Consider the following 26763-nt stretch of genomic DNA (forward strand, 5'->3'; position numbering starts at 1 on the left):
AAATGAAAACAGCATATATAGTAAAAGGATATAGAACCGCCGTAGGAAAATCTAAAAGAGGTGCGTTCAGATTTAAAAGAGCTGATGAATTAGCTGCTGAAACTATCGAATATATGATGGAGCAGTTACCTGAGTTCGATAAAAAACGTATTGATGATGTAATTGTTGGTAATGCAATGCCAGAAGGTTCTCAAGGTTTAAATATGGCTCGTTTAATTTCTTTAATGGGTTTAAAAATTGAAGACGTTCCAGGTGTTACCGTTAATCGTTTTTGTTCTTCAGGATTAGAAACTATTGGTATGGCAGTTGCAAAAATTCAATCAGGAATGGCTGATTGTGTGATTGCTGGTGGAGCAGAAAGTATGAGTTCTGTACCAATGACAGGGTTTAAACCAGAATTAAATTACGATACAGTAGCTGCTGGTCATGCTGATTATTATTGGGGAATGGGTAATACTGCTGAAGAAGTTGCTCAGAAATACAATATCTCTCGTAAAGATCAAGATGAATTTGCTTTAAACTCACATTTAAAAGCATTAAAAGCTCAAGAAGAAAATCGTTTTCAAGACCAAATTGTTCCTATAGAAGTTGAAGAAACTTATATAGATGCTAAAGGTAAAAGAGCAACAAGAAAATATACAGTAACTAAAGACGAAGGACCTCGTAAAGGTTCAAACATTGCTGGTTTAGAGCGTTTACGTCCAGTATTTGCTACTAATGGTAGTGTTACTGCTGGTAACTCTTCTCAAACTAGTGATGGTGCTGCTTTTGTAATGGTAATGAGCGAAGAAATGGTTAAGGAATTAAACCTAAAACCAATTGCTCGTATGGTTAGTTATGCTGCCGCTGGGGTACCTCCTAGAATTATGGGAATTGGACCAGTTGCTGCTATTCCAAAAGCATTAAAACAAGCAGGATTAAAACAAGAAGATATTAGCTTAATTGAATTAAATGAAGCATTTGCTTCTCAATCATTAGCTGTAATTCGTGAATTAGGATTAAATGCAGACATCATTAATGTAAATGGTGGTGCAATTGCATTAGGACATCCTTTAGGTTGTACTGGAGCTAAATTATCAGTTCAATTATTTGATGAAATGCGTAAGCGTAACATGCAAGGAAAATACGGAATGGTAACTATGTGCGTAGGAACTGGACAAGGTGCAGCAGGTATTTTTGAATTCTTAAACTAAAAAAACAAAACAAAATGTCAGATTTATTAAGAGGTGGGCAATTCCTAGTAAAAGAAACTAATTGCGAAGATATATTTACTCCTGAAGATTTTTCTGAGGAGCAGAGAATGATGAAAGAGGCCGTTATGGAATTTAACGATCGTGAAATCATTCCACATAAAACTCGTTTCGAGGCTAAAGATTATGCTTTAACTGAAGAAACTATGCGTAAAGCTGGTGAATTAGGTTTCTTAGGAGTATCTGTTCCTGAAGCTTACGGAGGCTTAGGAATGGGCTTTGTTTCTACAATGCTTACTTGTGACTATATTTCTAGTGGAACTGGATCTTTTAGTACTGCTTTTGGTGCGCATACTGGTATTGGTACTATGCCTATTACCTTATACGGTACTGAAGAACAAAAACAAAAATTTGTTCCTGCTTTAGCAATGGGTGAGCGTTTTGGTGCTTACTGTTTAACTGAGCCTGGTGCTGGATCAGATGCAAACTCTGGAAAAACCACTGCTGAATTAACAGAAGATGGTAAAAACTATAAAATTAACGGTCAAAAAATGTGGATTTCAAATGCAGGTTTTGCTGAAATCTTTATCGTTTTTGCTCGTATTGGTGATGATAAAAACATTACTGGTTTTATATTAGAATATGATAAAAACAACCCTAATGGTGTAACATTAGGTGAAGAAGAGCATAAATTAGGTATTCGTGCTTCTTCAACACGTCAAGTATTTTTTAATGATACTTTAGTACCAGTTGAAAACATGTTATCTGTTCGTGGTGGTGGATTTAAAATTGCCATGAATGCGTTAAATGTAGGGCGAATTAAATTAGCTGCTGCTTGTTTAGATTCTCAACGTAGAATCATTACTGAAGGTGTAAAATACGCTAACGAACGTAAGCAATTTAAAACTCCTATTTCTGAGTTTGGAGCTATCAAATCTAAGTTAGCTGAAATGGCTACTAATGCATATGTTGGTGAATCTGCATCATACAGAGCTGCTAAAAACATTGAAGATAGAATTACTATTCGTGAATCAGAAGGAAATACTCATCAAGAAGCTGAATTAAAAGGTGTAGAAGAGTATGCTATAGAATGTTCTATTTTAAAAGTTGCTGTTTCTGAAGACGTACAAAATTGTGCTGATGAAGGAATTCAAATTTTTGGAGGTATGGGATTCTCAGAAGAAACTCCTATGGAGTCTGCTTGGAGAGATGCTCGTATTGCTCGTATTTATGAAGGAACTAATGAAATTAACAGATTACTTTCTGTTGGAATGTTAGTTAAAAAAGCAATGAAAGGTCATGTAGATTTATTAAATCCTGCTATGGCTGTTGGTGAAGAGTTATTAGGTATTCCTTCTTTTGATACACCTGATTATTCTGAATTATTTGCTGAAGAGAAAGAGATTATTGGTAAATTAAAGAAAGTATTCTTAATGGTTGCTGGTGCTGCTATCCAAAAATTTGGACCAGAATTAGAGCAACATCAACAATTATTAACAGCTGCTTCAAATATTTTAATTGAAACATACATGGCAGAGTCTGCTATTTTGAGAACTGAGAAAAACGTGAAACGTTCTGGTGAAGCTTCTCAAAAAGAACAAATTGCTATGACTCAATTATATTTATACAATGCTGTTGACATTATTACTAAAAATGCTAAAGAAGGAATCATTTCTTTTGCTGAAGGTGATGAGCAACGCATGATGTTAATGGGATTAAAACGTTTTACAAAATATGCTAACTACCCTAATATCGTTGAATTACGTAATATAATAGCAGAAAAATTAAAAGCAGAAAATAAATACTGCTTCTAAAAATATTTACTCGAAAGAGTATAAAAACCTTCTTTAACTTTCATAGGTTTTAGAATTTAGTTGTTTGTTTAAAAGATCGTTAAATTAGTTTTTGACGGTCTTTTTTCTTATAAATATTTATCTTTGAATATGGGTTTTACATAGCCCATAAAATCATTGGAAATAACTAAAAAAACAAATACAAATAATGCCAGATATTGGAACTGTCGGATTACTTATATTAATTGCTAATGGCTTTGTTTCTTATCAAGGTTTTGAAAATTGGCAATTTTTAAATACCTATAAATTTCAGGTTGACAAAATATTAATCAACAAAGATTATAAAAGGCTAATAAGTTCTGGTTTTTTACATGTAAACTGGACTCACCTTATCTTTAACATGTTTAGTTTATATTCTTTTGGAGCGAGTTTAGAACTTCGATTAGGATCTATTTACTTTGCTTTAATATACTTTACTAGCTTACTTGCAGGGAATTTATTCGCTTTATTGATTCATAAAAACCATGGAAAGTATAGTGCTGTAGGTGCTTCTGGAGCTGTTTGTGGAGTTATATTTGCTTCAATAGCTTTAATTCCTAACATTCGAGTAGGTATTTTATTTTTACCGGTATCAATTCCTGGTTGGTTATTTGGTCTTTTATACATTAGCTATACAATTTATGGTATTAAATCTAATAATGATAATATAGGGCATGAAGCTCATTTAGGAGGAGCAGTAATAGGAATGATTACAGCAATTATAATTAGCCCTAGTTCATTAACCCAAAACTACATCCCTATTCTACTTTCTCTTGTACCAACATTAATCTTTATCTTTTTTATTTTGGTAAAACCTCATTTATTACTCGTTGATAATCCTTTTAAAACTCAAAAAAAGCCTCAAACTATTGATGAGAAATACAACGAAGAAAGAGCACTAAATAAAAAAGAATTTAATCTTTTACTTGAAAAAATCCATAAAAAAGGTATTGACAAACTAACTGCAAAAGAAAAAGAAAAATTAGACGAATACTCAAAAGCAAATAGAAAATAATAATTTTATAAATCAAACACTGTAGTGTCTTTAAAAGAATTCATAACAAATGAGCTTTGTATAGTTGAGATTCCTTCAAATACCGAAAGTTTCTCGTTAATTAATCCTTGAAATTGGTTCATATCATTTACTGCTACTTTTAATAAGAAATCAAAATTACCAGATACATGGTGACACTCCATTACTTCTGGAAGACTTAAAATATTTTCCTTAAAAGAATCAATCAACTCTTTTTGATGTTTGAATAATGTAATTTGACAATAAGCTATTATTTGTTTACCAATAAGATTTCTATCTAATAAAGCAACATATTTTTTTACATAACCACTTTGCTCTAACTTTTTAATTCTTTCATAGGTTGGTGTTACCGTTAAGCCAATTTTTGTGGCTATTTCTTTCGTATTCTGCTTTGCATTTTCTTGCAAATGCATTAGTATTTCTCTGTCTATTCTATCCATAAAAGAACTCTTTTCTAAATCTAATAATTTTCGACCTCTTCAAAAGTAATAATAATCTTTATAAATAAATATAAAAGATTTATTTTCTTAATTAAAACTATAACTAGATTAAAATTCTAATAAACTATAGATTTGCATGAAAACAAAAACACATAAAATTAATAATCATGAAAGCTACTACACAACAAGAACGTCTTAACCAGCTTTTAGAGAAGATTACTAAAGCTAGAGATACTTTTTTAGGCTATCCAGTATCTAAAGATTTTGATTATTCAGAACTTTACGAGTTTTTAAAATACCCTATTAATAATCTTGGAGATCCATTTGAAGACAGTACCTACAAAGTACAAACTCATGAAATTGAACGAGAAGTTGTAAATTTTTTCGCAAAATTGTTTAGAGCAAATCCAAAAGATTACTGGGGATATGTTACCAATGGAGGATCGGAAAGTAATTTGTATGGTTTATATATTGCTAGAGAAATGTACCCAAAAGCGATGGTTTATTACTCAGAATCTACGCATTATAGTGTTAAAAAGAATATCCATTTATTAAATATCCCAAGTATTGTTATTCGCTCACAAGAAAATGGAGAAATAGATTATAACGATTTAGAAGAAACTTTAAAATTTAACAGACATAAGCCTGCAATTGTTTTAACCACTTACGGTACTACAATGAAAGAAGCAAAGGATGATGTATCTAAAGTAAAGGGTATCTTAAAAAAATTAGCTATTCAAGATCATTATATTCATTGTGATGGAGCACTTGCCGGATCATTTGGAGCATTTGTTGAACCAAAAATTCCTTTTGATTTTATGGATGGTGCTGATAGTATTTCAATTAGCGGGCATAAATTTATAGGCTCACCAATACCTGCTGGAGTTATTGTTACCAGGCGCTCTTTACGTGATCGTGTATCAAAAGGTATTTCATATATTGGCTCTTTAGATACAACTATAACAGGCTCAAGAAACGGACATAGTCCATTATTTTTATGGTATGCAATAAATAAACTTGGCATAGATGGTTTGAAAGCTAGATATAATCACAGTTTAGAAGTTGCCAAATATTGTAATCAAGAATTACTTAAAATTGGTGTTAATGCATGGAGAAATCCAGGAGCTATAACTGTTGTATTACCTAAAATGTCTAATACTATCAAAGAAAAATGGCAATTAGCTACTGAAGATGATATTACACATATAATTTGTATGCCTAATGTTACTAAAGATCAAATAGATCATTTTATTAAAGATGTAGCTTTTTCATTACATGAAAAAGAAGAAGAAGAACTTGCTTATTTTTAATAACTAAACTTTTTTAGCATAAACAATAAAAAAACATACTATAATTTATTTAATACCAGTACTTTTGCACGCAATTCTGAAAACAGAACAATCATGAAGCGAATTAAAGAATATAAGAAGTTATTTAAAGTAGAAGGAGCCATTAATTTAAAAGAATTAAAAACTACCTACAGAGGGTTAGTAAAAGAATGGCACCCTGATAAATTTCAAGACGAAGATAAAAAAGAAGAGGCTGGAGAAATGAGTACTAAAATAATTGATGCTTATCATTTTTTAGTGAGTATTGCTCCTGAGACTAAAGAAGCTAATTTAGAGGCTTATAAAACCACTATTACAGAATTCCAAGTTGCAGACTACCAACACAAAAGTATGCGTTTGGAAGTTACTTTCACTGACGGAAACACATACGAATACTTTGGTGTTAATCGTATACTTTTTGGGAAATTTATAAATGCCAAATCAATAAACAACTTTGGTAAAAGAAATATTTTTAATTCTTTTTTATATAGAAAATCAATGAAAGCTTCAGTTACAGCTTAATTCTGATTTTACTTTTTACATAACAAAAAAGAGATTGCTATAAAAGCAATCTCTTTTTTTGCATATAACCTTAATTATTAACTTAGTTAGCTCTAATAATAACATCTCCATTAAAGTTCTTAAATAAAAACTCTGGTCCTCCTCCATTGATAGATCCTTTAATCCATTTTTCAACTTTCACACGATATGCATTTCCTCGCTTAGAGTTTCCTTTTGTAACTTTTGCTTTAGATGGTTTTGCTTTTAAATCAAAATCGGTATAAATTTCACCTCTATCTGATTTAATTTTTATATCTGCTTTAATTTTTTTAGGAAAAGTAACATCTATATCTCCATTTAAACTACTAAACGCCATTGCTGTATTTGGAGTTACTTTTAAAAAATTAACTACAATGTCTTTATTTAAAGCATCTGCGCTTACAGAACCACTAACATCTTTTAATGTAATTTTTCCATTTACGTTACTAATATCCATAGAGCCATTTACATTCTCTACTAAAATAAATCCTCTATTTATAGTTGATATTTTTAATGAAAAATTCCTAGGTACCTGTATTTCAAAATCTGTTGTTCCTTGTGGCGAACTATTTACTCGTACTATATTATCAAACTCTTCTGCACTAAACTCTAAAGAAGAATTAGATATTCTTTTTAACCCTTTTTTAGAACTCTTTCTTTTATGTCTCGATCCATGACGGATATCTCCTTCCTTTTTTGTTCCTTTTATAATGACTTCTTTACTAGATGTTCCTTTTACAGTAATTGATCCATTAATAATTCCCATTTTTAAAACTCCTGGTTTCCCTGGGTTTGTTAAGGGAACTCTAACAGTTTCTTGAGCTATAATATTCGTTGTTAATAAAAACAACATACTAACAAGTACTAATTTTATATTTTTTGTATTCATTTTTTTATTTTTTTACGATTGCGTCTCCGTTTAACTGATTAAAATGTAAATGCACATTTCCTTTTCCAATTTTAAAATGCGAATTCGAATCTATTTTATACTTTACTTTTTTTCTTTTACTTTCTTTGATTTTCTTAATTTTTGGTACTGTTTTTTCAACATCAAAATTCGTATAAAACTTTCCATTCATCGTCTTGTAACTAATTGTTGCATCTAAATCTTTTATAAACTTTATAGTAATATCACCATTTAAAGAACGATACCAACTTTCTTCTTTAGGGTTCTCTGCATAGGTTATATCTATATTTTTATTCAAGGCATTTACATCAGTTTTTCCTGATACATTTTGTAAACTAATTGCTCCATTAATATTATGAGCAATCAATAATTTTCCATGTACATTTTCTACAGTTATATTTCCTTTATTAATAGCTTTTAAATCTACACTTGCCTTTTTCGGTATTTTAATTTTAAAATTTAAAACGTACTTATACATTCTCTTAGTTCTATGCTTGTAGCTTCGCCTATTATTAAAATTAAATTCTCTATGCTCAAAATTACCAGTTTCAATATCAAAGTGAGAATAAGGAGAATCTAAATACACATAAATTGCATTTCCTTTTTTAGACGATTTAATTCCTATTTCTTTTTCACCTTTTTTTAAATCTTCTTCATTATCAGCATAAACTGTTCTAGTAGCTTCAACCTGAATTGTAGAACCATTATATCCTTCTACATCGATAGATCCGTATACATTATCTACAACCAATATATTTTCTAAAGAGGCGGTTGTAAATTGTAATTCTTTTTTTAAAGTATGCGTACTTTTTAGTTTTTTATTACTTTTTTGTTTTTGTCCCAACATTGCATTTGAGCAACATAAAATGACAGTAATTGTAATTAGTTTTAAAAATTTCATATTTATTCGTTTTTTGATGAATGACTTTTGGGTATTTCTGTAAAAAGCTTGCCTAGGATATGCCATCTACATCAATCTTATAAATATTTTATATTAAATAATTTGTTGAATACTTTCTTTCATTTTTTCTTTTGCACTTTCATTTACATCTTCTTTTTCTATCAGTTTTTTAAATGATTTTACAGCTTTTTTCTCTTGTAAAATTACCATTAAATCTGCTAAAGCTATTTGTACTAAAGGTGCTTTTTGAAGTGAAATTGATGCTATTAATCCTTCTCTTACTATTGGTATATCGGTATAATTACCCAATGCTTCAACAGCTGATAATCTTACATTTACATTTGTATCATTATTCAGTGTAGAAAACAATGCTTTTATTATAGTTTCTGTTACCTCATTGAGCTTATTAGCCTCATTTACTGCTTGTAATCGTTTATTTGCAGACGGTTGCTCTAGTAATGCTAACACCAATTGTGAACGTACATTTTCTGTTTCTTTTTGCGCATATTTTATTGAGTCTTCTGATACTCCTGAAGAACTAGTCATTTCTTTACCAATAAAAAAACCTGCAACCAAAATCACCACTGTATATGCGAGTTGTTTTGTTACGCTCCCTAATAAAAAAGTTTCTATTCTTTTTAAAAGTGATACACTTTCTTTCTTCTGCTCTTCAGCATTTAACATTGTATAGAATTTCACATCCATTGCTGTGCTAGGTTCTGGAGTAGATTCTTCAATACTCCAAAATGACTTCATCTGATCAAATTCTTCTCTATGCTGCGGATTCACCTTAAGAAAGCTCTCAAACTCATGTTTTTTAACTTCAGATAAATTTTCTGATAAATAATCTATAATTGTATTTTTATATTCTTTATAATCCATCATCTTATCTTTTATCTAAGGTTAAATAAACTTCTTTTAATTCTTGTAAAGCTCTATGAACTTTTGTTCTAGCCGCTCCTTCAGTACACCCCATTATTTGTCCAACCTCTTTATATTTCAATTCTTTAAACTTACTTAAAGTTAAAAACTCTCTTTTTTCATTAGATAATAATTGCATTGCTTTTTTTAAAATAAATGTGTTTTCTGATGTTTCTATATCTTTTTGTATGTCATCATAACCATTTAATGTATAATCTACTTCTTCTATATTTTTATGTTGGTGTTTTTTGATTTTTTTAAAATTATCGTAGTTTACATTTCTTGCTATTTGAAATATCCAGGTAATAAACTTACTTTCTTCTGTATAGGTATGCTTATATTTTAAAACCCTAATAAATACATTTTGCACTAAATCTTCACTTAAACTAGCATCCTTGTTCATTTGATAAAAAAAACCAAATAATCGTCTTTTATACCTTTCATACAACAATCCTAGTTTATGGTTTTCACCATGTTTCACCTTCAGCATTAATGAATTATCTGATAATGTTTCCAAGTTATAATTGTGTTAGTTGATTTTACAAACTGATAAACTCTGTTTTTTTAAAAACGTTACAAATTAATTGTTTTTTTTAAACATTCATTTAATTTCACGATGAGGAAGACCTTTTAATTAAAAAATCTAACAAAAAAAAAGATTGCTTTCCAGCAATCTCTTTCTTCTTAATATCTTATATACTTTTTATTATTCTAAAGCACCTAAATAACGTTCAGCATCTAAGGCTGCCATACAACCAGTACCTGCAGCAGTTACAGCTTGCCTGTATTCTTTATCTTGAACATCACCTGCAGCAAATACTCCAGGCATATTTGTTTTTGTTGATTTTCCGTTAGTAATTAAATATCCTGTATCATCCATATCTAATACTCCTTTAAAAATACCCGTATTAGGTTTATGGCCAATTGCAATAAACACTCCAGTAACAGAAATATCAGTTTTATCACCAGTTTGATTATTTACAGCTCTTACACCTTCAACAACATTATCACCTAAAACCTCGTCAATTTCAGTATTATATAAAACAGTAATATTTTCTGTTTTATTAACACGGTGTTGCATCGCTTTAGAAGCTCTCATATAGTCTTTACGAACCAAAATAGTTACTTTACTACAAATATTAGCTAAATATGTTGCTTCTTCTGCTGCAGTATCTCCTGCACCAACTACAACAACATCTTGCCCTTTATAAAAGAAACCATCACAAGTTGCACAAGCAGAAACTCCACCGCCTATTAAACGTTGTTCACTTTCTAATCCTAAATATTTAGCCGTAGCTCCAGTAGAAATAATTACAGTTTCTGCTTCAATTTCTGTAGTTTCATCTACAATAACTTTATGAATACCTCCTTCTTTATCAGAAAACTCTACACTTGTTACCATACCAAAACGAACCTCAGTTCCAAATCTTTCAGCTTGACTTTTTAAATCTTCCATCATAGCAGTTCCATCAGTACCATTAGGGTAACCAGGAAAATTATCAACTTCAGTAGTAGTAGTTAATTGACCTCCCATTTGCATACCTGTATACATTACTGGTTTCATATCTGCTCTAGCTGCGTAAATTGCTGCTGTATATCCTGCTGGTCCAGAACCAATGATTAAACATTTTATTTTTTCTGCCATATCTATGTATTATTTAGTAACTACAAATGTAGTAGTTTTTTGTTTTTTATCCTCTTAGTATTATATATTTTGATTATAAGTCGATAAAGAATAAAAATATTACATTTTTATATGTTTTTTATTTGTTGTTTACTTTTTTTTTATAAATTTGCAGTCCGAAATAATTCGGGGTGTAGCGTAGCCCGGTCATCGCGCCTCGTTTGGGACGAGGAGGTCGCAGGTTCGAATCCTGCCACCCCGACTATATCAAATCAAAAACCTTGTAAATTCTATACGTTTACAAGGTTTTATTTTTTACATTATTTTTTAATAATTAAGAATAATAACTTTTTGTAACTTCGTATTTATGGAATTACTTTTTTTAGGTTTGGCTGGAGGAGCTATTGCTTCTTATTTTATATTTCAAAAATTTGCACTAAGTAGTAAAAAAAATCTAACACAAAAACAATCTGTTGTTTTGTTAGATAAAATTAAAAAAGTTTCAAAACTAATAACTGTTGAAGGAGAATTCGCAGAAATATACCATCATGAAAACTCCCAAGAAAAGTTCCTTGGACTTTTTACCAGTAAAAAGAAAGCTATTATATTAATTAACGCTAAAGTTCTTATTGGCTTTGATTTTAGAAAAATTAAAATGTTAGCAGATACTAAAAGCAAAACAATTTCATTATCTGAATTTCCTCAACCTGAAATTTTCTCAATAGAGCCTTCTATTCGTTTTTATGATATTCAAAATGGTTTTTTAAATAAATTTAGTTCAGATGATTTAACCAAGGTTAACGCTGAAGCCAAAGATCACATTTCTCAAAAAGTACCAGAAAGTAACCTAATGCAAACTGCCAATAGAGAAGCCTTAGAAGCAATTATGCTAATGAATAGCCTAGTAGAAACCATTGGCTGGAAATTAGACTACTCTTCATTGGAACTTCCTAATGAAAAAATAACGTTAATTGATTAACAATACTCCCAACCTTAATAAAAAAATATTTTTAATAATAGTAGCAATTTTATCTTTTGCTACTTATTACTTTATTGAAACTTCAAAACAACTAGTAAATTGGCAGAGAAAAATTGAAAATTCAGATATTTCTGACGGTTTTGCTTTGTTTATCACTATTAACATAGTCAAATACTTTTTACTTATTTTTGGTATAACATCTACAATCTTTTTAATCGTTACCATTTTAAAAAATAAATATGAACATAGAACAACTACATAATTACTGTAATTCTAAAAAGGGAGTAACAGAACACTTTCCTTTTGATGATGTTACTTTAGTATTTAAAGTTATGGGAAAAATGTATGCTCTCATAGGTTTAGATAAGTGGGAAAATGGAGACCAGAAAATAAACTTAAAATGTAATCCTGAATGGAGCGAAGAATTACGTACTAATTACGATAGTATAAACCCAGGATTTCATATGAATAAAAAACACTGGAACACTGTTATTTTAAACAATGATGTTTCTGATAATTTTGCCTTTGAATTGATTGACCATTCATATAACCTAGTAGTTAAAGGACTTACAAAAAAACTAAAAACCGAATTAGACACCTTATAGTACTATGAAAAAAAATGATTTAAGAATTCAATACAAACAAAGAAGAAAAGATTTATCGAATGTTCAAAAAGAAGAGCTAGAGCAAAATATTTACCAACAAGTTTTTAATATAAAGATAACAAATATTAAGAATGTTCATTTATTTTTATCAATGGAAAAGTTTAATGAAATCAACACTACTCCTATCATTAAATTCTTCAGAGACCTTGATAAAAAGATAATTGTAAGTCGATGCAATTTTCATGACGACTCTTTAACGCATTACTTATTAGATGAGAATACAAAACTTGAACTTAACAAATTTGGTGTTCCTGAGCCTGTTAATGCTAAAGAAATAAATGTAAAAGAAATTGATTTAGTTTTTGTTCCTTTATTAATTTCTGATGCAAAAAAATATAGAGTTGGCTACGGAAAAGGGTTTTATGATCGTTTTTTGGCTTCCTGTAAAAAAGATGTAAAAACTATAGGTCTCAATTTTTTTAAACCCATTGACACTATAGAAGACATTAATGAATTTGACATTCCTTTAGATAAAGTTATTTACCCTCAATAAAAAATCCTGCATTTTGCAGGATTTTTAAATATATAATATTGTATTTCTATAACTATCCGTTCATAGAAATTAAGAACTCATCATTATTTATAGATGTTTTTATTCGTTGCTGAATAAATTCCATGGCTTCTATTGGGTTCATATCAGCTAAATACTTACGTAATACCCACATACGTTTTACTGTTTTCTCATCTAATAATAAATCATCTCTACGTGTACTTGATTTTATTAAATCAATTGCAGGGTAAATTCTACGATTAGAAATATTACGATCTAACTGAAGCTCCATATTACCAGTACCTTTAAACTCTTCAAAGATAACTTCATCCATTTTAGATCCAGTTTCAGTAAGTGCCGTAGCTATAATGGTTAAAGACCCTCCATTTTCTATATTACGAGCTGCTCCAAAGAAACGCTTTGGCTTATGTAATGCATTAGCATCAATACCTCCAGATAATATTTTACCCGAAGCTGGTGCTACAGTATTATAAGCTCTTGCTAAACGTGTAATAGAATCTAATAAAATTACTACGTCATGACCACATTCAACTAAACGTTTTGCTTTTTCTAAAACTATATTAGCAACTCGTACATGCTTATCAGCTGGCTCATCAAAAGTAGATGCTACAACTTCTCCACGTACATTACGTTTCATATCAGTAACCTCTTCAGGACGCTCATCAATTAATAAAACTATTTGATAAACTTCTGGGTGATTCGCTGCAATAGCATTTGCCACATCTTTCAACAACATTGTTTTACCCGTTTTTGGCTGTGCTACGATCATACCACGTTGCCCTTTACCTATTGGTGAAAACAAATCAATTATTCTTGTTGAAAGTGAACTTCCTCTTTCTGCTAAATTAAATTTCTCATTTGCAAAAAGTGGTGTTAAATGTTCAAAAGACACTCTATCACGTACAATATTCGGACTTAATCCATTTATTTTTGACACTCTGATTAAAGGAAAGTATTTTTCTCCTTCTTTCGGAGGACGCACATTACCTAAAACAGTATCTCCAGTTTTTAAACCGAATAATTTTATTTGTGATTGTGATACATAAATATCATCAGGTGATGATAAATAGTTATAATCAGATGAACGTAAAAAACCGTATCCATCTGGCATCATTTCTAATACACCTTCACTTTCTATAATTCCATCAAACTCAAAATCAGGATCGCGGTATTTATTACCACTCTTGTGATGATGCTTGTTGTTATTATTTTTATTTTGATGATGTTTATTGTTGTTATTATTATTGTTGTTCTTATTCTGAGTATTTCTTTGAGGCCTATTATTTTGAGCATGTTGCGGCTTTCTATCGTCCGTTCTTTTAACCTCTTCAGTTTTACTTCTTTCTCTTGGTTTTGGAGCCTCTTTACCTCTATTATTAGTTCCTTTAGGCTTTACAACTTCCTTGTTCACTGTTTTTTCAACAACTACCTCTTTTTTATCTACAGCTACTTCTTTCTTAGGAGTGTTTTCTACTTTTGGAGCCTTTTCAACTTTTTTAGGAACAACTTGTTCTTCTTGCTTATTTACAACAACTTCCTCTTTCTTTTCTTGAGAAACTGGTGCATTTTTGGCAATTCTTTTTCTTTTTGGCTTTTCTTTTGGAGCTTCTTTTTTTGCCGGCTTTTCTTCTTTACTAGTAGCTTCAGCCTGAGCATCCAAAATTTTGTAAACTAAATCTAACTTTTTTAACTGACTCGTTTTAGTTAACCCAATTTTCTTGGCTACTTCTTGTAAATCAGTAAGTTTCTTAGCTTTTAATTCCGAAATCTCGAACATTCGTTAAAATATTTGGTTAAAATCCTCTCACTTTGTATAAGTAAAGAATTTAAAAAGTTATTGTTTGTTTTATAATCTGATTGTTAGTTATATGAAGTATATAACAATTAATGTGTAGTTACTTACAAGGCAAATATATACAAATAATTTAACTTGGAATATTTCTTTTTAAAAAAAGAAATGTTATTTTTGCCTTCCAATTTGGAAAAATGATACAAAGAATACAATCAATATATCTTTTATTAGCAGGTGCTATTTCTGGAGGATTAACTTTATTAGTTAATTTATGGATACAAGCTAAAGAAAATACACCTATATATATAATAGACTTATTTACTAGTGATTCTATTTCTCAAAAAACAGTTCCTGTATTATTTTTCACCTCTGCTATAATATCAATTGTTACTATATTTTTATTTAAAAATAGACAGTTACAATTTGTATTAGGTAGATTAAATATGTTGACAAACCTTTTTTTATTAGGATTATTGATTTATTTATCGCTAACATTACCTGGAGAAAATACTGTTTCTGAGAAAGGTATTGGGATGTTCTTACCTGTTATTGTTATTTTGCTAGTAGTTTTAGCTAATAAAGCAATTAAAAAGGACGAAGATCTTGTAAAATCTGTTGATAGATTACGATAAGCCTAACATCTTAGTATATTTTAGTGCGATAAAACCGAGAATTTATTCTCGGTTTTTTATTTACTTTTTTTTGCAAGCATATAACTTTTTCTCTTTTTTAGTTTTAATATAAAAGTTTCTTTAATAAGAATAATAAAATTTATAATTTTAAATGCTTTTTGATACATTATTTTAGTTAAACTTGTACAAAAAACAAAGCTAAAAAACTATGCAAACACCTAAAAAACAACAAATTAACCTTCAAATGTTAAAGTGTATCTAAGGGTTTACCCTGATACCGTTAGTAAAAACCCTGAAACACCGTTTAGGGGTATTGAGTATTGTGAGAACTCTGCTTCTCCCATAAATTTGTAAACGTAAACAACAAATGAGTTACAAGATTAAAGTTCATATAGCCGATGATCATAAGATCCTTATAGAAGGAGTGATAGCGCTAATAAATATCGAAGATGACATTGAAGTCGAAGGCTTTTCTTTAACAGGAAGAGAAGTGATAAACTGGTCTAAAAAAAACACTGCTGATATATTGATATTAGATATTAATATGCCAGAGATGGATGGAATAGATGTTTTAAAAACGTTTCAACAACGTGATACAAAAATTAAAACAATTATTTTATCTAGCTTAAGTGATCCAAAGCTTGTACAAGAAATGATTGTACTTGGTGCAAATGGATTTTTAGAAAAAAGTTCTGCTAGCGAACATATTGTAGACGCTATTAGAGCTGTAAATAAAGGGTTGCAATATTTTAATGAAGATATTAAAAGCAAACTTTTTAATTTATACGTTACCGGTTCAAAAAATAAAATCAAACGAGAGGAATCTCACAAAGATCTAACTGAACGAGAGTTAGAAGTATTAACATTGATTGCCCAAGAAAAAAGTTCATCTGAAATAGCCGATAAGTTAAGAATAAGTGTAAAAACTGTTGAAACATATCGCAGAAGCCTATATAAAAAACTAAAAGTGAAAAATGTAGTAGGTTTAGCGATGTATGCAGTTAGGAACAATATAGTATAATCCTTTCATTCTATTTTTTCTTTGCCCCCAAAGAAAACTCCCCCAAAACCTATAAATTCCTAATTAATTACGTCGCTAAAAACTACAACAATCAAAATATATCTGGCGATGTACGTGTTATTATATAACATAGTTTAGAAAACCCCTTCATTTTGTTTTCTTTATCCCCTAATTTATGAGAACGTCCCCCGTATCTCCATTAATCTATACTAAGTACGTCGCCTTTTTTTTAAAATTAAACTCTTAAACAAATTTCCTTAAATCATTAACCTTAAAAAATGCAAGCATGAATAAAATTACCCCACTTTTCCTAGCTCTTACTCTTATTTTTGCATCATGTTCATCTACTGAAAATGACGCTGAATTATTGCAAAAAAACGAAACAAAATTAAAATCATATACATTAAAAAGAGATGCTAATGGTAGGTACTCTATTGATTTTGATGTAAAAGAAAACACAGAAGTTAACACCTTTAAAAACTCTGATCAATCTAATGAAATAGTATTATCAGAAGCTGTACAAAAACAAGCTCAAAAGCATAGCAATAACTTCAATCTTGAAAATGACCTTTTAAAAATTGGTTTTTTAGAAGAAAACAATGGTAAAAAAACACAGATTACTGTTGAAGATGAAAACATTACCTTTGCTAAAAAAGGAGTTACTGAGTTTTTAAATAATTATAGTGTTACTAAAAATGAAGACGGTACTTTTACTCTTGATTTTCAGGTAAATGAAAATGTACAAACTGAATTTATTTATAATGACACTAAAGAAATTTATGAGGTACATTTATCAAGTGGTTTAACTAAAAACCACAATTTCTCAAGAACCATAGAAGTACCTCAGAGTAATATTTTAAAAATTGATTTTGTAAATCATAAATATTCAGCAAGGAGTCAATCAGAGGCTGCAGTTAGAAAACCTAACGTAGTTATTGATGACTTAGCTTCTAGCGATTACTTTTAAAAAACATCAATTTTAAAATATATGAAATATAAAAAAATTTTATTTTTTTTATTTTACACCTTAACATTCATTAATATAATTAATGCAAAAAATAAATTTGTAAAAATAGCCTTGAACAAGGCTATTTTTTTCACATATACAAATTCGGATACCATACCATTGGTTAAAAAATATATCATAGCTAAAGATAATTTTAAAAATGAGCTCTATGGTAAAACATTAACAGAAGCGTTAATTTTATTTCATGAAATCAACAACAATAAAAATAATGACACAATTTCTTATTTAGTTCCCGAATTAATAGCTTCAGTATATAATAAAACAAATAAAAATAAAAAAGCAATTAAATATTATAAGTTTGCTCTTCATAACTTTATTTTTGCGCAAAAGGATATTACTTTAGACAAAAAAGACATTTCGAGAGAAATAAATAATTCAGACATAGAAAGTGAACTCGGGAAATATTACCTTAAAATTGGAAGTTTATATTTCAAACAATTTAAAAACACTTCCAACTCACTAATAGCTAAAAAAAAAACTTCCTCTAACAATAAGTTAAATCTATATAGAGATAGTGCTCTTTTTTATTCTTCAAAATTAGATAAATTAAAGTTTACAAATAGCACAATCGAAAAATATAAAGCTATCTCATATACAAATTTATCAGCCTTGTACTTTCTTGATACTATCTATGATAAAGCTGAATTTTTTGCTCTTAAAGCAGTTAAGTTTCATCAAAAAAGTGGTGAAAGAATAAGAATAGCTGGCGCTTTAAATAACTTGGGAAGTGTTTATTTCTCACAAGAAAAATACTTTGAAGCAAAAAAGACATATAACAAGGCTATTGAAGTTATAAAAAATCAAAAAAGTTTTAAAGCAATTCGTTTTAAAGTATCTCTTTATGAAAACTTAGCTTGGGTAATGAGAAATTTAGGGGAAGTCGAAGCTTATGACAACCTTGAAACATCCTATGAATTAGGAGATACAATAAGAAATAGAAACTGGAAAGCAGTAATAAAACAGGCAGAGAACAAACATAATGAAACTATCAAAGAATTAGAAAATGAAAGAGAAATAGCTATTGCTAAGGCTGAATTAGAAAAAGAAAACACAGATAAAATGCTAGCCGGATTAAGTTTACTTATACTTATTGTTTCTGGTGTTGTTATTTATAATTACAGATTACGTCAAAATAATCTTCAATTAAAATTATCTCAAAATAAATTAATAGAGAAACAAAACATTAATCGAATTAAATCAGAATCTCAAATTAAAATTTTAAATGCTACTTTAGACGGTAAAGAAACTGAGCGAAAACAAATTGCAGAAACTCTTCACGACAGTGTAAGTGCTTTACTTTCTTCTGCCAACATGCATTTACGTGCTACAAAAAAACAATTTAACGGTAATACTCCTGTTGAATTAGAAAAAACGCAACAAATTATTTTAGAAGCGTCACAAAAAGTTAGAGATCTTTCTCATAATTTAGTTTCGTCTATTCTTTTAAAATTTGGTTTAGGATATGCCATAAAAGATATTGGTAGCAAATATTCAAATTCTGAACTTCATTTTCATACAAACATTAGTAACATTAGTAGGTATAATCAAGAATTTGAAATAAAACTATACAATGTTATTCACGAATTGATTAATAATATTTTAAAACATAGTAAAGCTAGTAATGCTCATATTGTTTTAGAAGATAAAAATGGATTTCTTTCTGTTTTAATTGAAGACGATGGTATTGGTTTTAATTATAAAGACAATAAAATAAAAACAGGATTAGGCTTAAATCAAATAGAAGCTAGAATTCAAATGATGAATGGAAATTTTTTAATAGAATCTGCCAAAGAAAAAGGAACAAAAGCTACTATAACTGTTCCTATAAAAAATAGAAGTTTGGTTACCGCTTAGCTAACTCAACAATTTCTAAATTTTTTATATCACCTTTTTCTAATTCAAATCGTAACATAGTTCGTACTTGATGAAATCCGTGCTTACCAGCTGCCCCAGGATTTAAATGTAGTAAGTTTAGTTTTTTATCAAACTGAACTTTTAAAATATGAGAATGCCCACATATAAATAATTTAGGAGGGTCATTTTTTAAAGCCTCTCTAACTCTTTGATTATATTTATTCGGGTAGCCACCTATATGTGTTATCCAAACAGAAACTCCTTCAACCATGAATTTAGCATCTAACGGAAATTCAGCTCTGGCATCTTTATCATCTATATTTCCATAAACAGCTCTTAAAGGCTTGTACTTTTTTAAGGTATCTGTAACCTCTAAATTACCGATGTCTCCAGCATGCCAAACTTCATCGGCCTGTTTTACAAATTTTAGTATTTGCTCATCAATAAAACTATGGGTATCTGATAACAATAAGACTTTTTTCATAATGGCGCAATTTATTATTAAAAAAGCAAACCCGCAATATATAAATATATTGCGGGTTCAATATCTTAAGGGGTCAGACTTACGGGGGGACTTATTGTCTTATACCCTAAAGATACTAAAAAAAAACCATTAGACCATCATAAAAACATAAATTTTTGTATATATTTTTATGTTTAATATAATTTATCAATATTCCAATTTAAATTAACTTTTCCTTTTTCTAAATCATGCGGTTAAAATTCCATAATTTAGCTATTTAAAACATTATTTTTTTGAGGTATTTTATTGAGCTTTCATACAATGGAAAAAACTACCATGGCTGGCAAATTCAACCAGATGCTATAAGCGTACAAGAAGAAATTAATAACGCAATAAATAAAATTTTACAAAGTAATATTGCTGTTGTAGGTGCAGGTAGAACAGATGCTGGAGTTCATGCATCACAAATGTATGCTCATTTTGATACATCAAAAATTATTGATGCTAATTTTACCTATAAATTAAATGTTGTTTTACCTAATGATATTGTTATTTACAATACCATACCTGTTGAAGAAGATGCTCATGCAAGATTTGATGCTGTTAGCAGAAGTTATGAATACAAAATTTGGCTTGGAAGGAATCCTTTTTTATTAGATACTACTTGGCAACTGCATCATAAATACAAGAATATTAATGTTGAACTTATGAATGAAGCAGCTACGATATTGCTTGAATATGAAGACTTTGAATGCTTTTCAAAAGTAAAAACAGATGTTCATACTTTTATTTGTGAAATAAGTAATGCTAAGTGGGTACTTAATGAAAATGAATTAACCTTTCATATCACTGCCAATCGATTTTTAAGGAATATGGTACGTGCAATTGTAGGTACTTTATTAGATGTTGGAATGGGTAAAATATCAGTTAATGATTTTAAAAAAATTATTGAGAGTAAAAACAGAAGTAATGCAGGACTTTCAGTTCCAGCAAAAGGATTATTTTTAACAAACGTAGCATATAATTATATATAGTGAGTACAGAATCAGGAAAAGCATTTGATCTAAAAATTTTTGTAAGACTAATGAGTTTTGCAAAACAGTACCGATTAAAATTTGGTACAGCTGTAATTTCAACAATATTATTAGCTATTGCATCAGCGGCAAGCCCGTATGTTTTAATGCATGCTGTAAATGATTTTACAACAACAAAAAACCTTAATCAGTTACTGAACTACACAGTAATAATGTTAGTTATTTTATTAATACAAGTTGCCTTGCAATTTTTGTTTATATACTATGCTAACTGGGTTGGACAACACATTATTAGAGACATAAGAGCAACTGTTTTTAAAAAAATAATGGACTTTAAAATGGGTTACTTTGATACAACTTCGGTTGGTAGACTAGTAACCAGAGTAGTTTCTGATATTGAAACTATAGCCAATTTTTTTACACAAGGTGTTTTTATGATTGTAAGTGATATTTTAAAAATGCTTGTTGTTATTGTAGTTATGCTAGTTATTAATTGGAAATTAGCACTTATAGCTCTTGCTGTTTTACCAATTTTAATTTACGCCACTAAGCTTTTTCAAATTGCAATAAAAGCAACTTTTCAAGATGTTAGAAACCAGGTTGCTAACCTAAATGGTTTTGTACAAGAAAGGGTAACAGGTATGAAAATTGTTCAACTTTTTAATCGTGAAAAAATAGAATATAAAAATTTTGTTGGAATTAATGACAAACATAAAAAAGCACATATAAAAACAGTATGGTACTATTCAATATTTTTTCCTATTGCTGAAATTTTATCATCTATAGCTATAGGTTTAATTGTTTGGTATGGAGGTTTTCAAGTGGTAGAAAATAGCACAGTAACTGTTGGTGCTATTATTGGATTTATAAAAATGGCACAAATGTTATTTCGCCCTTTGCGTCAAATTGCCGATAAATTTAACCAATTACAAATGGGAATTGTATCTGGTGAAAGAGTTTTTGCAGTAATAGACACTGAAAGTTCTATTGATAAAAAAGGAACTATTGAAGCTACTAATTTAAAAGGAAATATAACTTTTAATGATGTGCATTTTAGCTATATTAAAGGTGAAGAAGTACTTAAAGGAATTAGTTTTGATGTTAAAAAAGGGGAAACAGTAGCTATTGTAGGTGCTACAGGCGCTGGAAAGTCTACCATTATTAATTTAATTAGTAGGTTTTACGAAATAGATAGTGGTGAAATTGCCGTAGACACCATTCCTGTAGAACAGTATAATATTAGCTCGCTAAGAAAAAAAGTAGCTGTAGTTTTACAAGATGTTTTTTTGTTTTCTGATACTATTCATAACAATATTACTTTAAATGATACTACCATTTCAGCTGAAGAAGTAATAACTGCTGCTAAACAAATTGGTATTCATGATTTTATTATGAGCTTACCTAATGGCTATAGTTATAATGTAAAAGAAAGAGGTGCTATGCTATCATCTGGACAACGCCAATTAATTGCATTTTTAAGAGCTTATGTTAGTAAACCTAGTATTTTAATTTTGGATGAAGCTACCTCATCGGTAGATTCTCATTCAGAACAAATGATACAAGATGCAACTGATTTAATTACAAAAAATAGAACCTCTATTGTTATTGCACATCGATTAGCAACTATCCAAAAAGCAGACACGATAATTGTAATGGATAAAGGCTTAATTGTAGAGCAAGGTAGCCACAAAAATTTATTACAGAAAAAAGATGGCTTTTACAGAAACTTATATGACAAACAATTTAGTGATGAAAGCACTGAATAAGTTTGATTACAAACTTCAAAATGTTACATTTGTTACTCAATCTTAAAAACTAAAAATCATAAAACGATGAAAAAAGTAATTTTATCTGCGTTTGTTGTTGCTTCATTATTAGCAACTTCATGTAAAAAAGCAAAAGAGGAAGCAAAAGAAGCAACTGTAGAAGCTACTGAAAAAGTTACTGAAGCTACAAAAGAAGCTGCTACTAAAGTAGTTGAAAAAGCTGAAGAAACTGTTGATAAAGCTGCTGAAGCTGTACAATCTGCTTTAGAAGGTATTTCTATTCCTAGTTTTGATAACGAAAAAGTAGAGCAACATTTAAAAGATTACGCTACTTATGCTAAAGATTATATTGCTGCTAAAGGTGATGTTCTAAAAAGCTCTAAATTAGCTACTAAAGGTGTTGAATTAGCTACTAAAGGTGCTGAGTTAGTAAAAACTTTAGATGCTGATGGTGTTAAGAAATTTAACAGCGTAATGAGTGCTATTCAATCAAAAATGGCACCAGCTAAATAAGCATATTTAACTATATTTAGTTATAAAAAAGGTTCTTCATATTGAAGAATCTTTTTTTATTCCATTACGTCTTTTTGGAGTTTTTTTGATAATTCCTCTAAGCTGTTGTATAGCTCAAAACCTCCATCTTTTATATATGAAATTTCCCCTGTTTCTTCAGAAACTAACATACAAATAGCATCCGTTTTCTCTGAAACTCCTATTGCTGCCCTATGACGTAAACCAAAACGAGAAGGTATTTGAGAATTATCAGAAATTGGTAAAATCACACGAGTTGCTACCACATAATTATCTCTAATTATTGTAGCTCCATCATGTAAAGGGCTGTTTTTATAAAAAATACTTTCAAGAATTGCTTCGTTTACTAAGGCATTCATTTTATCACCTGTACTTACTAAAAAATCTAAATTATTAGTTCGTTCAATTACAATTAATGCTCCTGTTTTAGTTTTTGATAAGTTAACACAAGCCTTTAAAATCACCTCAGTATCAACCTCAAAACTAATCTCAGATTGTAAAAACTTTAACTGAGTTAAAAAACCTCTTTTAGTTGAAAAATTAGTAGTTCCTATCATTAATAAAAACTTTCTTATTTCTTGCTGAAATACAATAATTAAAGCAATAACTCCACCAGATAATAAGTACCCTAAAATACCACTAAGCATTTCCATATTTAGTGCTTGAGTCATCTTCCATATTATAAAAATAAATGCAATACCTATTACGATATTTATAGCTACTGTACCTTTTAATAACTTGTATATATAATATAAAAGAGCAGCTACTAAAATAATATCTAATACATCTAAAAAAGAAAAATCAATAAAATCCAAATCTATGTTTTTAGTAGAGTTTTTGTAAATGTACTAATTTTTAAAACAACACTTTTTAAGCATTTGTTAGTTCAAAAACAGTTATTTCTGGCCTTACATTAAATCGCACTTGCCATAAATGTCCCACTGCTCTATTTATGTACAAAGTTCTACCATCTTCTAAATCAATTTCGCCTGAAGAATACTTTTTATTTTTAACAGGAAGCATAGGTGGTGGTAAAAAAGGAGCTTTACATTGCCCTCCATGAGTATGCCCGGAAAGTATCCAGCTATTGAACCCCCTCCATATATCTATATCGCATACATCAGGGTTATGACACAATGCTACATTCGCTTTGTTTATATCAAAAGTAGTCATCGCCTTTTCAGGATTAAAATTAAGCCCCCAATAATCATCAAATCCTATAAAATTTAAACCAGCTACTTCTTTATGAGTATTACTTAAAATGGTAACTCCAGATTGTTCAAGTAAACTTGTTATTTTATCTGCTACATTTTGTTCTAGCCAATTATGTCCATAATCATGATTTCCTAAAACCCCTACTGTTCCTAAATTTCCTTTTACTACATGTTTTAAAACAGTTTCTAACTGAGTAAATTGTTCTTCATTCTCATAACTAACATAATCTCCTGTATATACTACAAAATCAGGGTTGTATTCTTGCGCTTTTTTAAAACTATCTATGATGTACTGATAGTCAAATCTGTTACCAATATGCACATCGCTTATTTGCATTAATGTTTTCCCTTCTAATGCGGAAGGTAAATTTTTAATTGGCATTTTTTTCTTAACAAACTCTAACCAAAAAGGTTCTATTTGCCATGTATACAAACCAGTCAACAATCCTAAGCCTATAGTACCGAAAATAGATTTTTTTAAAAATTTTCTTCTTTTCATTACATTTAATTTTCTACAATTGATTAAAAATAGTAACAGCTTCTACAGCTTCTTTCACATCATGTACACGCAATATATGTGTACCATTCATTAAGGCAACTGTATTCGCCACTGTAGTAGCGTTTAATGCCTCTTTAACTGAACAACCTAAGGTTTTATATAGCATAGATTTTCTAGAGATACCTGTTAATATAGGTGCATCTAAGTTTTTGAATAATTCTAATTTTTTTAATAATTCAAAATTATGAGCTATTGTTTTTCCAAAACCAAAACCAACATCAATAATAACATCATTCACTTTTTTTTCTTTAAGTTTAAATAACTGCGCCGCAAAAAAAGAAATCACTTCTTTTACTATATTATCATACTGCGGATTGGCTTGCATGTTTTGTGGAGTACCCTGCATGTGCATTATTATGTAAGGTACTTGTAATTTTGCAATTGTTGTAAACATATTAGCATCCATTGCACCTCCTGAGATATCATTGATAATTGCACCTCCTTTTAAAATTGTTTCTTCAGCTACTTTACTCCTAAAAGTATCAATTGAAATAAGAATTTCAGGGAATTCTTTCGTTAACAACTCTATTACTGGTACAATTCGTTGTAATTCTTCTTGTTCAGAAATATGCTTTGCACCCGGCCTAGACGAATAAGCGCCGACATCAATAAAAGTAGCACCTTCGCTCAACATTTTTTCTACTTGGTGTATTATATCTTTCTCTGAATTATATTTTCCACCATCAAAAAACGAATCTGGAGTAATATTTAAAATCCCCATAACTTTTGGAGATGATAGATCTATTAAATTTCCTTTACAATTAATCGTCATTTAGCTTACAACTTTATTAATTACATGTGTTTTTTCAGGAGCTGTATAATTTTTCATCTTCTCCATTAATCCGTCTATAGTCTCATCAATTAACAATAAAGCTCTATTTTCAGGTTTCAAAAATCCTTCTTTAACCATAAAATCTAACTGTTTAATTGTAGCATCAAAAAAACCATTCACATTTAATACTCCAACAGGTTTTTGTTCAATATGTAACTGTTGTAACGTTAAAGCTTCAAAAAGCTCATCTAAAGTACCAAATCCTCCTGGCAATGTTATATAACCATCAATCATTTTGCTCATTATTACTTTACGCTCACTCATTGTTTTAGTAATAATAATTTTTGTAATATTAGAATGTACTACTTCTTCCTTCTTTAATAAATCAGGAATTACCCCAACAACCTTACCTCTTTTTTCAATAATTTCACTGGCTATAGCACCCATCATTCCTATTTTACCACCACCATAAACTAGGGTAATATTATTTTTTGCAAAATAACTACCTAAATTAACTGCAATATTTTTATAGACTTCATTGAAGCCCAGACTAGAACCACAAAAAACAACAATGTTATTTAATTTCATACTCTAAAAATAAATTATTAGGTAAAAATAAAGGAAAACCTAATGGTTTTATTATTTTTACCTTATTATTTCAGAAAACAAAAAATGCAAAATACCTCAAAACAGTACGACTTAGTTATTGATGAATGTAGAAGTTTATTTGTTAAAAAAATGTCTGACTATGGCAGTGCTTGGAGAATTTTAAGGTTACCTTCTCTTACAGATCAAATTTTTATTAAAGCTCAACGTATACGTCAATTACAGGAAAATACTGTTCGTAAAGTTGATGAAGGAGAGAAATCTGAATTTATAGGAATTATCAATTACTCTATCATGGCTTTGATACAGTTAGAACTGGGTATTGTAGATCAACCAGATCTATCAACTGAAAAAGCTGGTGAATTATACGATAAACATTCAAACATTACTAAAGAGTTAATGGAAAACAAAAATCATGATTATGGTGAAGCTTGGAGAGACATGCGTATTTCATCATTAACAGATTTAATTTTGCAAAAATTACTTCGAGTAAAGCAGATTGAAGATAATAAAGGAAAAACATTAGTTTCTGAAGGAATTGACGCAAATTATCAAGATATGATAAATTATGCTATTTTTGCTTTAATTCATCACTCAGAATTAGACAGTTAACAATATTAA

At 29.5% G+C, this 26763-nt stretch carries 29 protein-coding genes and 1 tRNA gene; 18 read left to right on the top strand and 12 right to left on the bottom strand.

Going from position 1 to position 26763, the window contains the following annotated elements; translation table 11 throughout:
* The first annotated feature begins 2 nt into the window (after positions 1 to 2).
* The 3 genes from BLV71_RS03000 (at position 3) to BLV71_RS03010 (ending at position 4037) form a co-directional block, all read left to right on the top strand.
* A complete protein-coding gene (locus BLV71_RS03000) occupies positions 3 to 1193 on the top strand; it encodes an acetyl-CoA C-acyltransferase (RefSeq protein ID WP_093869102.1) in 1191 nt (396 codons plus the stop codon).
* Positions 1194 to 1207: 14 nt separating this feature from the next.
* Complete coding sequence (locus tag BLV71_RS03005; protein WP_093869103.1) at positions 1208 to 3004, top strand: acyl-CoA dehydrogenase family protein; 1797 nt, start codon at positions 1208 to 1210, stop codon at positions 3002 to 3004.
* Positions 3005 to 3191: 187 nt separating this feature from the next.
* Positions 3192 to 4037 (top strand): rhomboid family intramembrane serine protease, encoded by an 846-nt coding sequence (locus tag BLV71_RS03010; protein ID WP_093869104.1) that lies wholly within the window; start codon positions 3192 to 3194, stop codon positions 4035 to 4037.
* A gap of 5 nt (positions 4038 to 4042) precedes the next feature.
* On the opposite strand, the gene BLV71_RS03015 is transcribed toward BLV71_RS03010, so the two are convergent.
* Positions 4043 to 4495: an Lrp/AsnC family transcriptional regulator gene (locus tag BLV71_RS03015; RefSeq protein ID WP_093869105.1), complete on the bottom strand. Its 453-nt coding sequence runs from the start codon at positions 4493 to 4495 to the stop codon at positions 4043 to 4045.
* Positions 4496 to 4662: 167 nt separating this feature from the next.
* On the opposite strand from BLV71_RS03015, the gene BLV71_RS03020 reads away from it, so the two are divergent.
* Positions 4663 to 5805: a histidine decarboxylase gene (locus tag BLV71_RS03020; protein WP_093869106.1), complete on the top strand. Its 1143-nt coding sequence runs from the start codon at positions 4663 to 4665 to the stop codon at positions 5803 to 5805.
* 93 nt (positions 5806 to 5898) lie between these two features.
* Positions 5899 to 6345, top strand: a complete 447-nt coding sequence (locus tag BLV71_RS03025) for a KTSC domain-containing protein (protein WP_093869107.1) — start codon at positions 5899 to 5901, stop codon at positions 6343 to 6345.
* Between the two features lie 82 nt (positions 6346 to 6427).
* Here the strand turns inward: BLV71_RS03025 and BLV71_RS03030 are convergent, their stop codons facing one another.
* From BLV71_RS03030 to trxB, 5 genes are all read right to left on the bottom strand, one after another.
* The gene (locus BLV71_RS03030) at positions 6428 to 7252 is read right to left on the bottom strand and encodes a DUF4097 family beta strand repeat-containing protein (RefSeq protein WP_093869108.1); all 825 of its coding nucleotides are present in this window, start codon (positions 7250 to 7252) and stop codon (positions 6428 to 6430) included.
* Between the two features lie 4 nt (positions 7253 to 7256).
* Positions 7257 to 8171 (bottom strand): DUF4097 family beta strand repeat-containing protein, encoded by a 915-nt coding sequence (locus tag BLV71_RS03035; protein ID WP_143032751.1) that lies wholly within the window; start codon positions 8169 to 8171, stop codon positions 7257 to 7259.
* Positions 8172 to 8264: 93 nt separating this feature from the next.
* Positions 8265 to 9053 carry a HEAT repeat domain-containing protein gene (locus BLV71_RS03040; protein ID WP_176974340.1) on the bottom strand — a complete coding sequence of 263 codons (789 nt, stop codon included), beginning with the start codon at positions 9051 to 9053 and terminating at the stop codon, positions 8265 to 8267.
* Positions 9054 to 9057: 4 nt separating this feature from the next.
* A complete protein-coding gene (locus tag BLV71_RS03045) occupies positions 9058 to 9609 on the bottom strand; it encodes an RNA polymerase sigma factor (RefSeq protein ID WP_093869111.1) in 552 nt (183 codons plus the stop codon).
* A gap of 189 nt (positions 9610 to 9798) precedes the next feature.
* Positions 9799 to 10737 (bottom strand): thioredoxin-disulfide reductase, encoded by a 939-nt coding sequence (gene trxB, locus BLV71_RS03050; protein WP_093869112.1) that lies wholly within the window; start codon positions 10735 to 10737, stop codon positions 9799 to 9801.
* A gap of 166 nt (positions 10738 to 10903) precedes the next feature.
* On the opposite strand from trxB, the gene BLV71_RS03055 reads away from it, so the two are divergent.
* The 5 genes from BLV71_RS03055 to BLV71_RS03075 all read left to right on the top strand — a co-directional run bounded on the left by BLV71_RS03055 (position 10904) and on the right by BLV71_RS03075 (position 12853).
* Positions 10904 to 10978, top strand: a tRNA-Pro gene (locus BLV71_RS03055).
* 105 nt (positions 10979 to 11083) lie between these two features.
* On the top strand, positions 11084 to 11695 hold the full coding sequence (locus BLV71_RS03060; RefSeq protein WP_093869113.1) for a DUF4230 domain-containing protein: 612 nt from the start codon (positions 11084 to 11086) through the stop codon (positions 11693 to 11695).
* Positions 11688 to 11957, top strand: a complete 270-nt coding sequence (locus tag BLV71_RS18460) for a hypothetical protein (RefSeq protein ID WP_093869114.1) — start codon at positions 11688 to 11690, stop codon at positions 11955 to 11957. Before BLV71_RS03060 ends, BLV71_RS18460 begins: the two co-directional genes overlap by 8 nt.
* On the top strand, positions 11935 to 12300 hold the full coding sequence (locus BLV71_RS03070) for an MmcQ/YjbR family DNA-binding protein (RefSeq protein ID WP_093869115.1): 366 nt from the start codon (positions 11935 to 11937) through the stop codon (positions 12298 to 12300). Before BLV71_RS18460 ends, BLV71_RS03070 begins: the two co-directional genes overlap by 23 nt.
* 4 nt (positions 12301 to 12304) lie before the next feature.
* Complete coding sequence (locus BLV71_RS03075; protein WP_093869116.1) at positions 12305 to 12853, top strand: 5-formyltetrahydrofolate cyclo-ligase; 549 nt, start codon at positions 12305 to 12307, stop codon at positions 12851 to 12853.
* A 52-nt stretch (positions 12854 to 12905) separates the two neighbouring features.
* Here the strand turns inward: BLV71_RS03075 and rho are convergent, their stop codons facing one another.
* Entirely contained in the window at positions 12906 to 14648 is a 1743-nt protein-coding gene (gene rho / locus BLV71_RS03080; protein WP_093869117.1) for a transcription termination factor Rho, read from the bottom strand.
* 209 nt (positions 14649 to 14857) lie between these two features.
* On the opposite strand from rho, the gene BLV71_RS03085 reads away from it, so the two are divergent.
* The 4 genes from BLV71_RS03085 to BLV71_RS03100 all read left to right on the top strand — a co-directional run bounded on the left by BLV71_RS03085 (position 14858) and on the right by BLV71_RS03100 (position 19197).
* The gene (locus tag BLV71_RS03085; protein ID WP_093869118.1) at positions 14858 to 15295 is read left to right on the top strand and encodes a DUF4293 domain-containing protein; all 438 of its coding nucleotides are present in this window, start codon (positions 14858 to 14860) and stop codon (positions 15293 to 15295) included.
* A gap of 367 nt (positions 15296 to 15662) precedes the next feature.
* On the top strand, positions 15663 to 16316 hold the full coding sequence (locus BLV71_RS03090; RefSeq protein WP_093869119.1) for a response regulator: 654 nt from the start codon (positions 15663 to 15665) through the stop codon (positions 16314 to 16316).
* A 286-nt stretch (positions 16317 to 16602) separates the two neighbouring features.
* A complete protein-coding gene (locus BLV71_RS03095; RefSeq protein ID WP_093869120.1) occupies positions 16603 to 17283 on the top strand; it encodes a hypothetical protein in 681 nt (226 codons plus the stop codon).
* Between the two features lie 21 nt (positions 17284 to 17304).
* On the top strand, positions 17305 to 19197 hold the full coding sequence (locus BLV71_RS03100) for a tetratricopeptide repeat-containing sensor histidine kinase (protein WP_093869121.1): 1893 nt from the start codon (positions 17305 to 17307) through the stop codon (positions 19195 to 19197).
* On the opposite strand, the gene BLV71_RS03105 is transcribed toward BLV71_RS03100, so the two are convergent.
* Positions 19187 to 19681 (bottom strand): metallophosphoesterase family protein, encoded by a 495-nt coding sequence (locus BLV71_RS03105; RefSeq protein WP_093869122.1) that lies wholly within the window; start codon positions 19679 to 19681, stop codon positions 19187 to 19189. The two genes, BLV71_RS03100 and BLV71_RS03105, sit on opposite strands and share 11 nt — an antisense overlap.
* Before the next feature lie 272 nt (positions 19682 to 19953).
* Here BLV71_RS03105 and truA point away from each other — a divergent pair, with 272 nt between their 5' ends.
* The 3 genes from truA (at position 19954) to BLV71_RS03120 (ending at position 22973) form a co-directional block, all read left to right on the top strand.
* Positions 19954 to 20694, top strand: a complete 741-nt coding sequence (truA, locus tag BLV71_RS03110; protein ID WP_093869123.1) for a tRNA pseudouridine(38-40) synthase TruA — start codon at positions 19954 to 19956, stop codon at positions 20692 to 20694.
* Positions 20695 to 20744: 50 nt separating this feature from the next.
* Positions 20745 to 22460, top strand: coding sequence for an ABC transporter ATP-binding protein (locus BLV71_RS03115; protein WP_369813904.1), 1716 nt, complete (start codon positions 20745 to 20747; stop codon positions 22458 to 22460).
* 66 nt (positions 22461 to 22526) lie between these two features.
* A complete protein-coding gene (locus BLV71_RS03120) occupies positions 22527 to 22973 on the top strand; it encodes a hypothetical protein (RefSeq protein WP_093869125.1) in 447 nt (148 codons plus the stop codon).
* Between the two features lie 56 nt (positions 22974 to 23029).
* Here BLV71_RS03120 and cdaA read toward each other — a convergent pair whose 3' ends face one another.
* Genes cdaA through BLV71_RS03140 form a run of 4 tightly spaced genes read right to left on the bottom strand, consistent with a single transcriptional unit; the run spans position 23030 to position 26124 of the window.
* Positions 23030 to 23812: a diadenylate cyclase CdaA gene (gene cdaA / locus BLV71_RS03125; protein ID WP_176974345.1), complete on the bottom strand. Its 783-nt coding sequence runs from the start codon at positions 23810 to 23812 to the stop codon at positions 23030 to 23032.
* Between the two features lie 49 nt (positions 23813 to 23861).
* Positions 23862 to 24704 carry a metallophosphoesterase gene (locus BLV71_RS03130; protein ID WP_093869127.1) on the bottom strand — a complete coding sequence of 281 codons (843 nt, stop codon included), beginning with the start codon at positions 24702 to 24704 and terminating at the stop codon, positions 23862 to 23864.
* A 13-nt stretch (positions 24705 to 24717) separates the two neighbouring features.
* Entirely contained in the window at positions 24718 to 25536 is an 819-nt protein-coding gene (gene folP / locus BLV71_RS03135) for a dihydropteroate synthase (protein ID WP_093869128.1), read from the bottom strand.
* Entirely contained in the window at positions 25537 to 26124 is a 588-nt protein-coding gene (locus tag BLV71_RS03140) for an LOG family protein (protein ID WP_093869129.1), read from the bottom strand.
* Between the two features lie 84 nt (positions 26125 to 26208).
* On the opposite strand from BLV71_RS03140, the gene BLV71_RS03145 reads away from it, so the two are divergent.
* Entirely contained in the window at positions 26209 to 26754 is a 546-nt protein-coding gene (locus BLV71_RS03145; RefSeq protein WP_093869130.1) for a DUF1599 domain-containing protein, read from the top strand.
* The last annotated feature ends 9 nt before the right edge of the window (positions 26755 to 26763 follow it).

Source organism: Tenacibaculum sp. MAR_2010_89 (assembly GCF_900105985.1).
In the GTDB taxonomy this organism is placed as follows: Bacteria; Bacteroidota; Bacteroidia; order Flavobacteriales; family Flavobacteriaceae; genus Polaribacter; species Polaribacter halocynthiae.

What these genes read in the sequence shown, in the direction of transcription:
- BLV71_RS03040 (WP_176974340.1), bottom strand. Translation starts at nt 9,053, where the DNA reads ATGGATTATAAAGAATATAAAAATACAATTATAGATTATTTATCAGAA.
- BLV71_RS03105 (WP_093869122.1), bottom strand. Translation starts at nt 19,681, where the DNA reads ATGAAAAAAGTCTTATTGTTATCAGATACCCATAGTTTTATTGATGAG.
- BLV71_RS03060 (WP_093869113.1), top strand. Translation starts at nt 11,084, where the DNA reads ATGGAATTACTTTTTTTAGGTTTGGCTGGAGGAGCTATTGCTTCTTAT.
- BLV71_RS03145 (WP_093869130.1), top strand. Translation starts at nt 26,209, where the DNA reads ATGCAAAATACCTCAAAACAGTACGACTTAGTTATTGATGAATGTAGA.
- trxB (WP_093869112.1), bottom strand. Translation starts at nt 10,737, where the DNA reads ATGGCAGAAAAAATAAAATGTTTAATCATTGGTTCTGGACCAGCAGGA.
- BLV71_RS03115 (WP_369813904.1), top strand. Translation starts at nt 20,745, where the DNA reads ATGAGTTTTGCAAAACAGTACCGATTAAAATTTGGTACAGCTGTAATT.
- BLV71_RS03130 (WP_093869127.1), bottom strand. Translation starts at nt 24,704, where the DNA reads ATGAAAAGAAGAAAATTTTTAAAAAAATCTATTTTCGGTACTATAGGC.
- BLV71_RS03025 (WP_093869107.1), top strand. Translation starts at nt 5,899, where the DNA reads ATGAAGCGAATTAAAGAATATAAGAAGTTATTTAAAGTAGAAGGAGCC.
- BLV71_RS03000 (WP_093869102.1), top strand. Translation starts at nt 3, where the DNA reads ATGAAAACAGCATATATAGTAAAAGGATATAGAACCGCCGTAGGAAAA.
- BLV71_RS03100 (WP_093869121.1), top strand. Translation starts at nt 17,305, where the DNA reads ATGAAATATAAAAAAATTTTATTTTTTTTATTTTACACCTTAACATTC.
- BLV71_RS03010 (WP_093869104.1), top strand. Translation starts at nt 3,192, where the DNA reads ATGCCAGATATTGGAACTGTCGGATTACTTATATTAATTGCTAATGGC.
- BLV71_RS03085 (WP_093869118.1), top strand. Translation starts at nt 14,858, where the DNA reads ATGATACAAAGAATACAATCAATATATCTTTTATTAGCAGGTGCTATT.
- BLV71_RS03075 (WP_093869116.1), top strand. Translation starts at nt 12,305, where the DNA reads ATGAAAAAAAATGATTTAAGAATTCAATACAAACAAAGAAGAAAAGAT.
- BLV71_RS03095 (WP_093869120.1), top strand. Translation starts at nt 16,603, where the DNA reads ATGAATAAAATTACCCCACTTTTCCTAGCTCTTACTCTTATTTTTGCA.
- BLV71_RS03015 (WP_093869105.1), bottom strand. Translation starts at nt 4,495, where the DNA reads ATGGATAGAATAGACAGAGAAATACTAATGCATTTGCAAGAAAATGCA.
- BLV71_RS03030 (WP_093869108.1), bottom strand. Translation starts at nt 7,252, where the DNA reads ATGAATACAAAAAATATAAAATTAGTACTTGTTAGTATGTTGTTTTTA.
- folP (WP_093869128.1), bottom strand. Translation starts at nt 25,536, where the DNA reads ATGACGATTAATTGTAAAGGAAATTTAATAGATCTATCATCTCCAAAA.
- rho (WP_093869117.1), bottom strand. Translation starts at nt 14,648, where the DNA reads ATGTTCGAGATTTCGGAATTAAAAGCTAAGAAACTTACTGATTTACAA.
- BLV71_RS03035 (WP_143032751.1), bottom strand. Translation starts at nt 8,171, where the DNA reads ATGAAATTTTTAAAACTAATTACAATTACTGTCATTTTATGTTGCTCA.
- BLV71_RS03070 (WP_093869115.1), top strand. Translation starts at nt 11,935, where the DNA reads ATGAACATAGAACAACTACATAATTACTGTAATTCTAAAAAGGGAGTA.
- BLV71_RS03140 (WP_093869129.1), bottom strand. Translation starts at nt 26,124, where the DNA reads ATGAAATTAAATAACATTGTTGTTTTTTGTGGTTCTAGTCTGGGCTTC.
- BLV71_RS03090 (WP_093869119.1), top strand. Translation starts at nt 15,663, where the DNA reads ATGAGTTACAAGATTAAAGTTCATATAGCCGATGATCATAAGATCCTT.
- BLV71_RS03120 (WP_093869125.1), top strand. Translation starts at nt 22,527, where the DNA reads ATGAAAAAAGTAATTTTATCTGCGTTTGTTGTTGCTTCATTATTAGCA.
- BLV71_RS03020 (WP_093869106.1), top strand. Translation starts at nt 4,663, where the DNA reads ATGAAAGCTACTACACAACAAGAACGTCTTAACCAGCTTTTAGAGAAG.
- BLV71_RS03005 (WP_093869103.1), top strand. Translation starts at nt 1,208, where the DNA reads ATGTCAGATTTATTAAGAGGTGGGCAATTCCTAGTAAAAGAAACTAAT.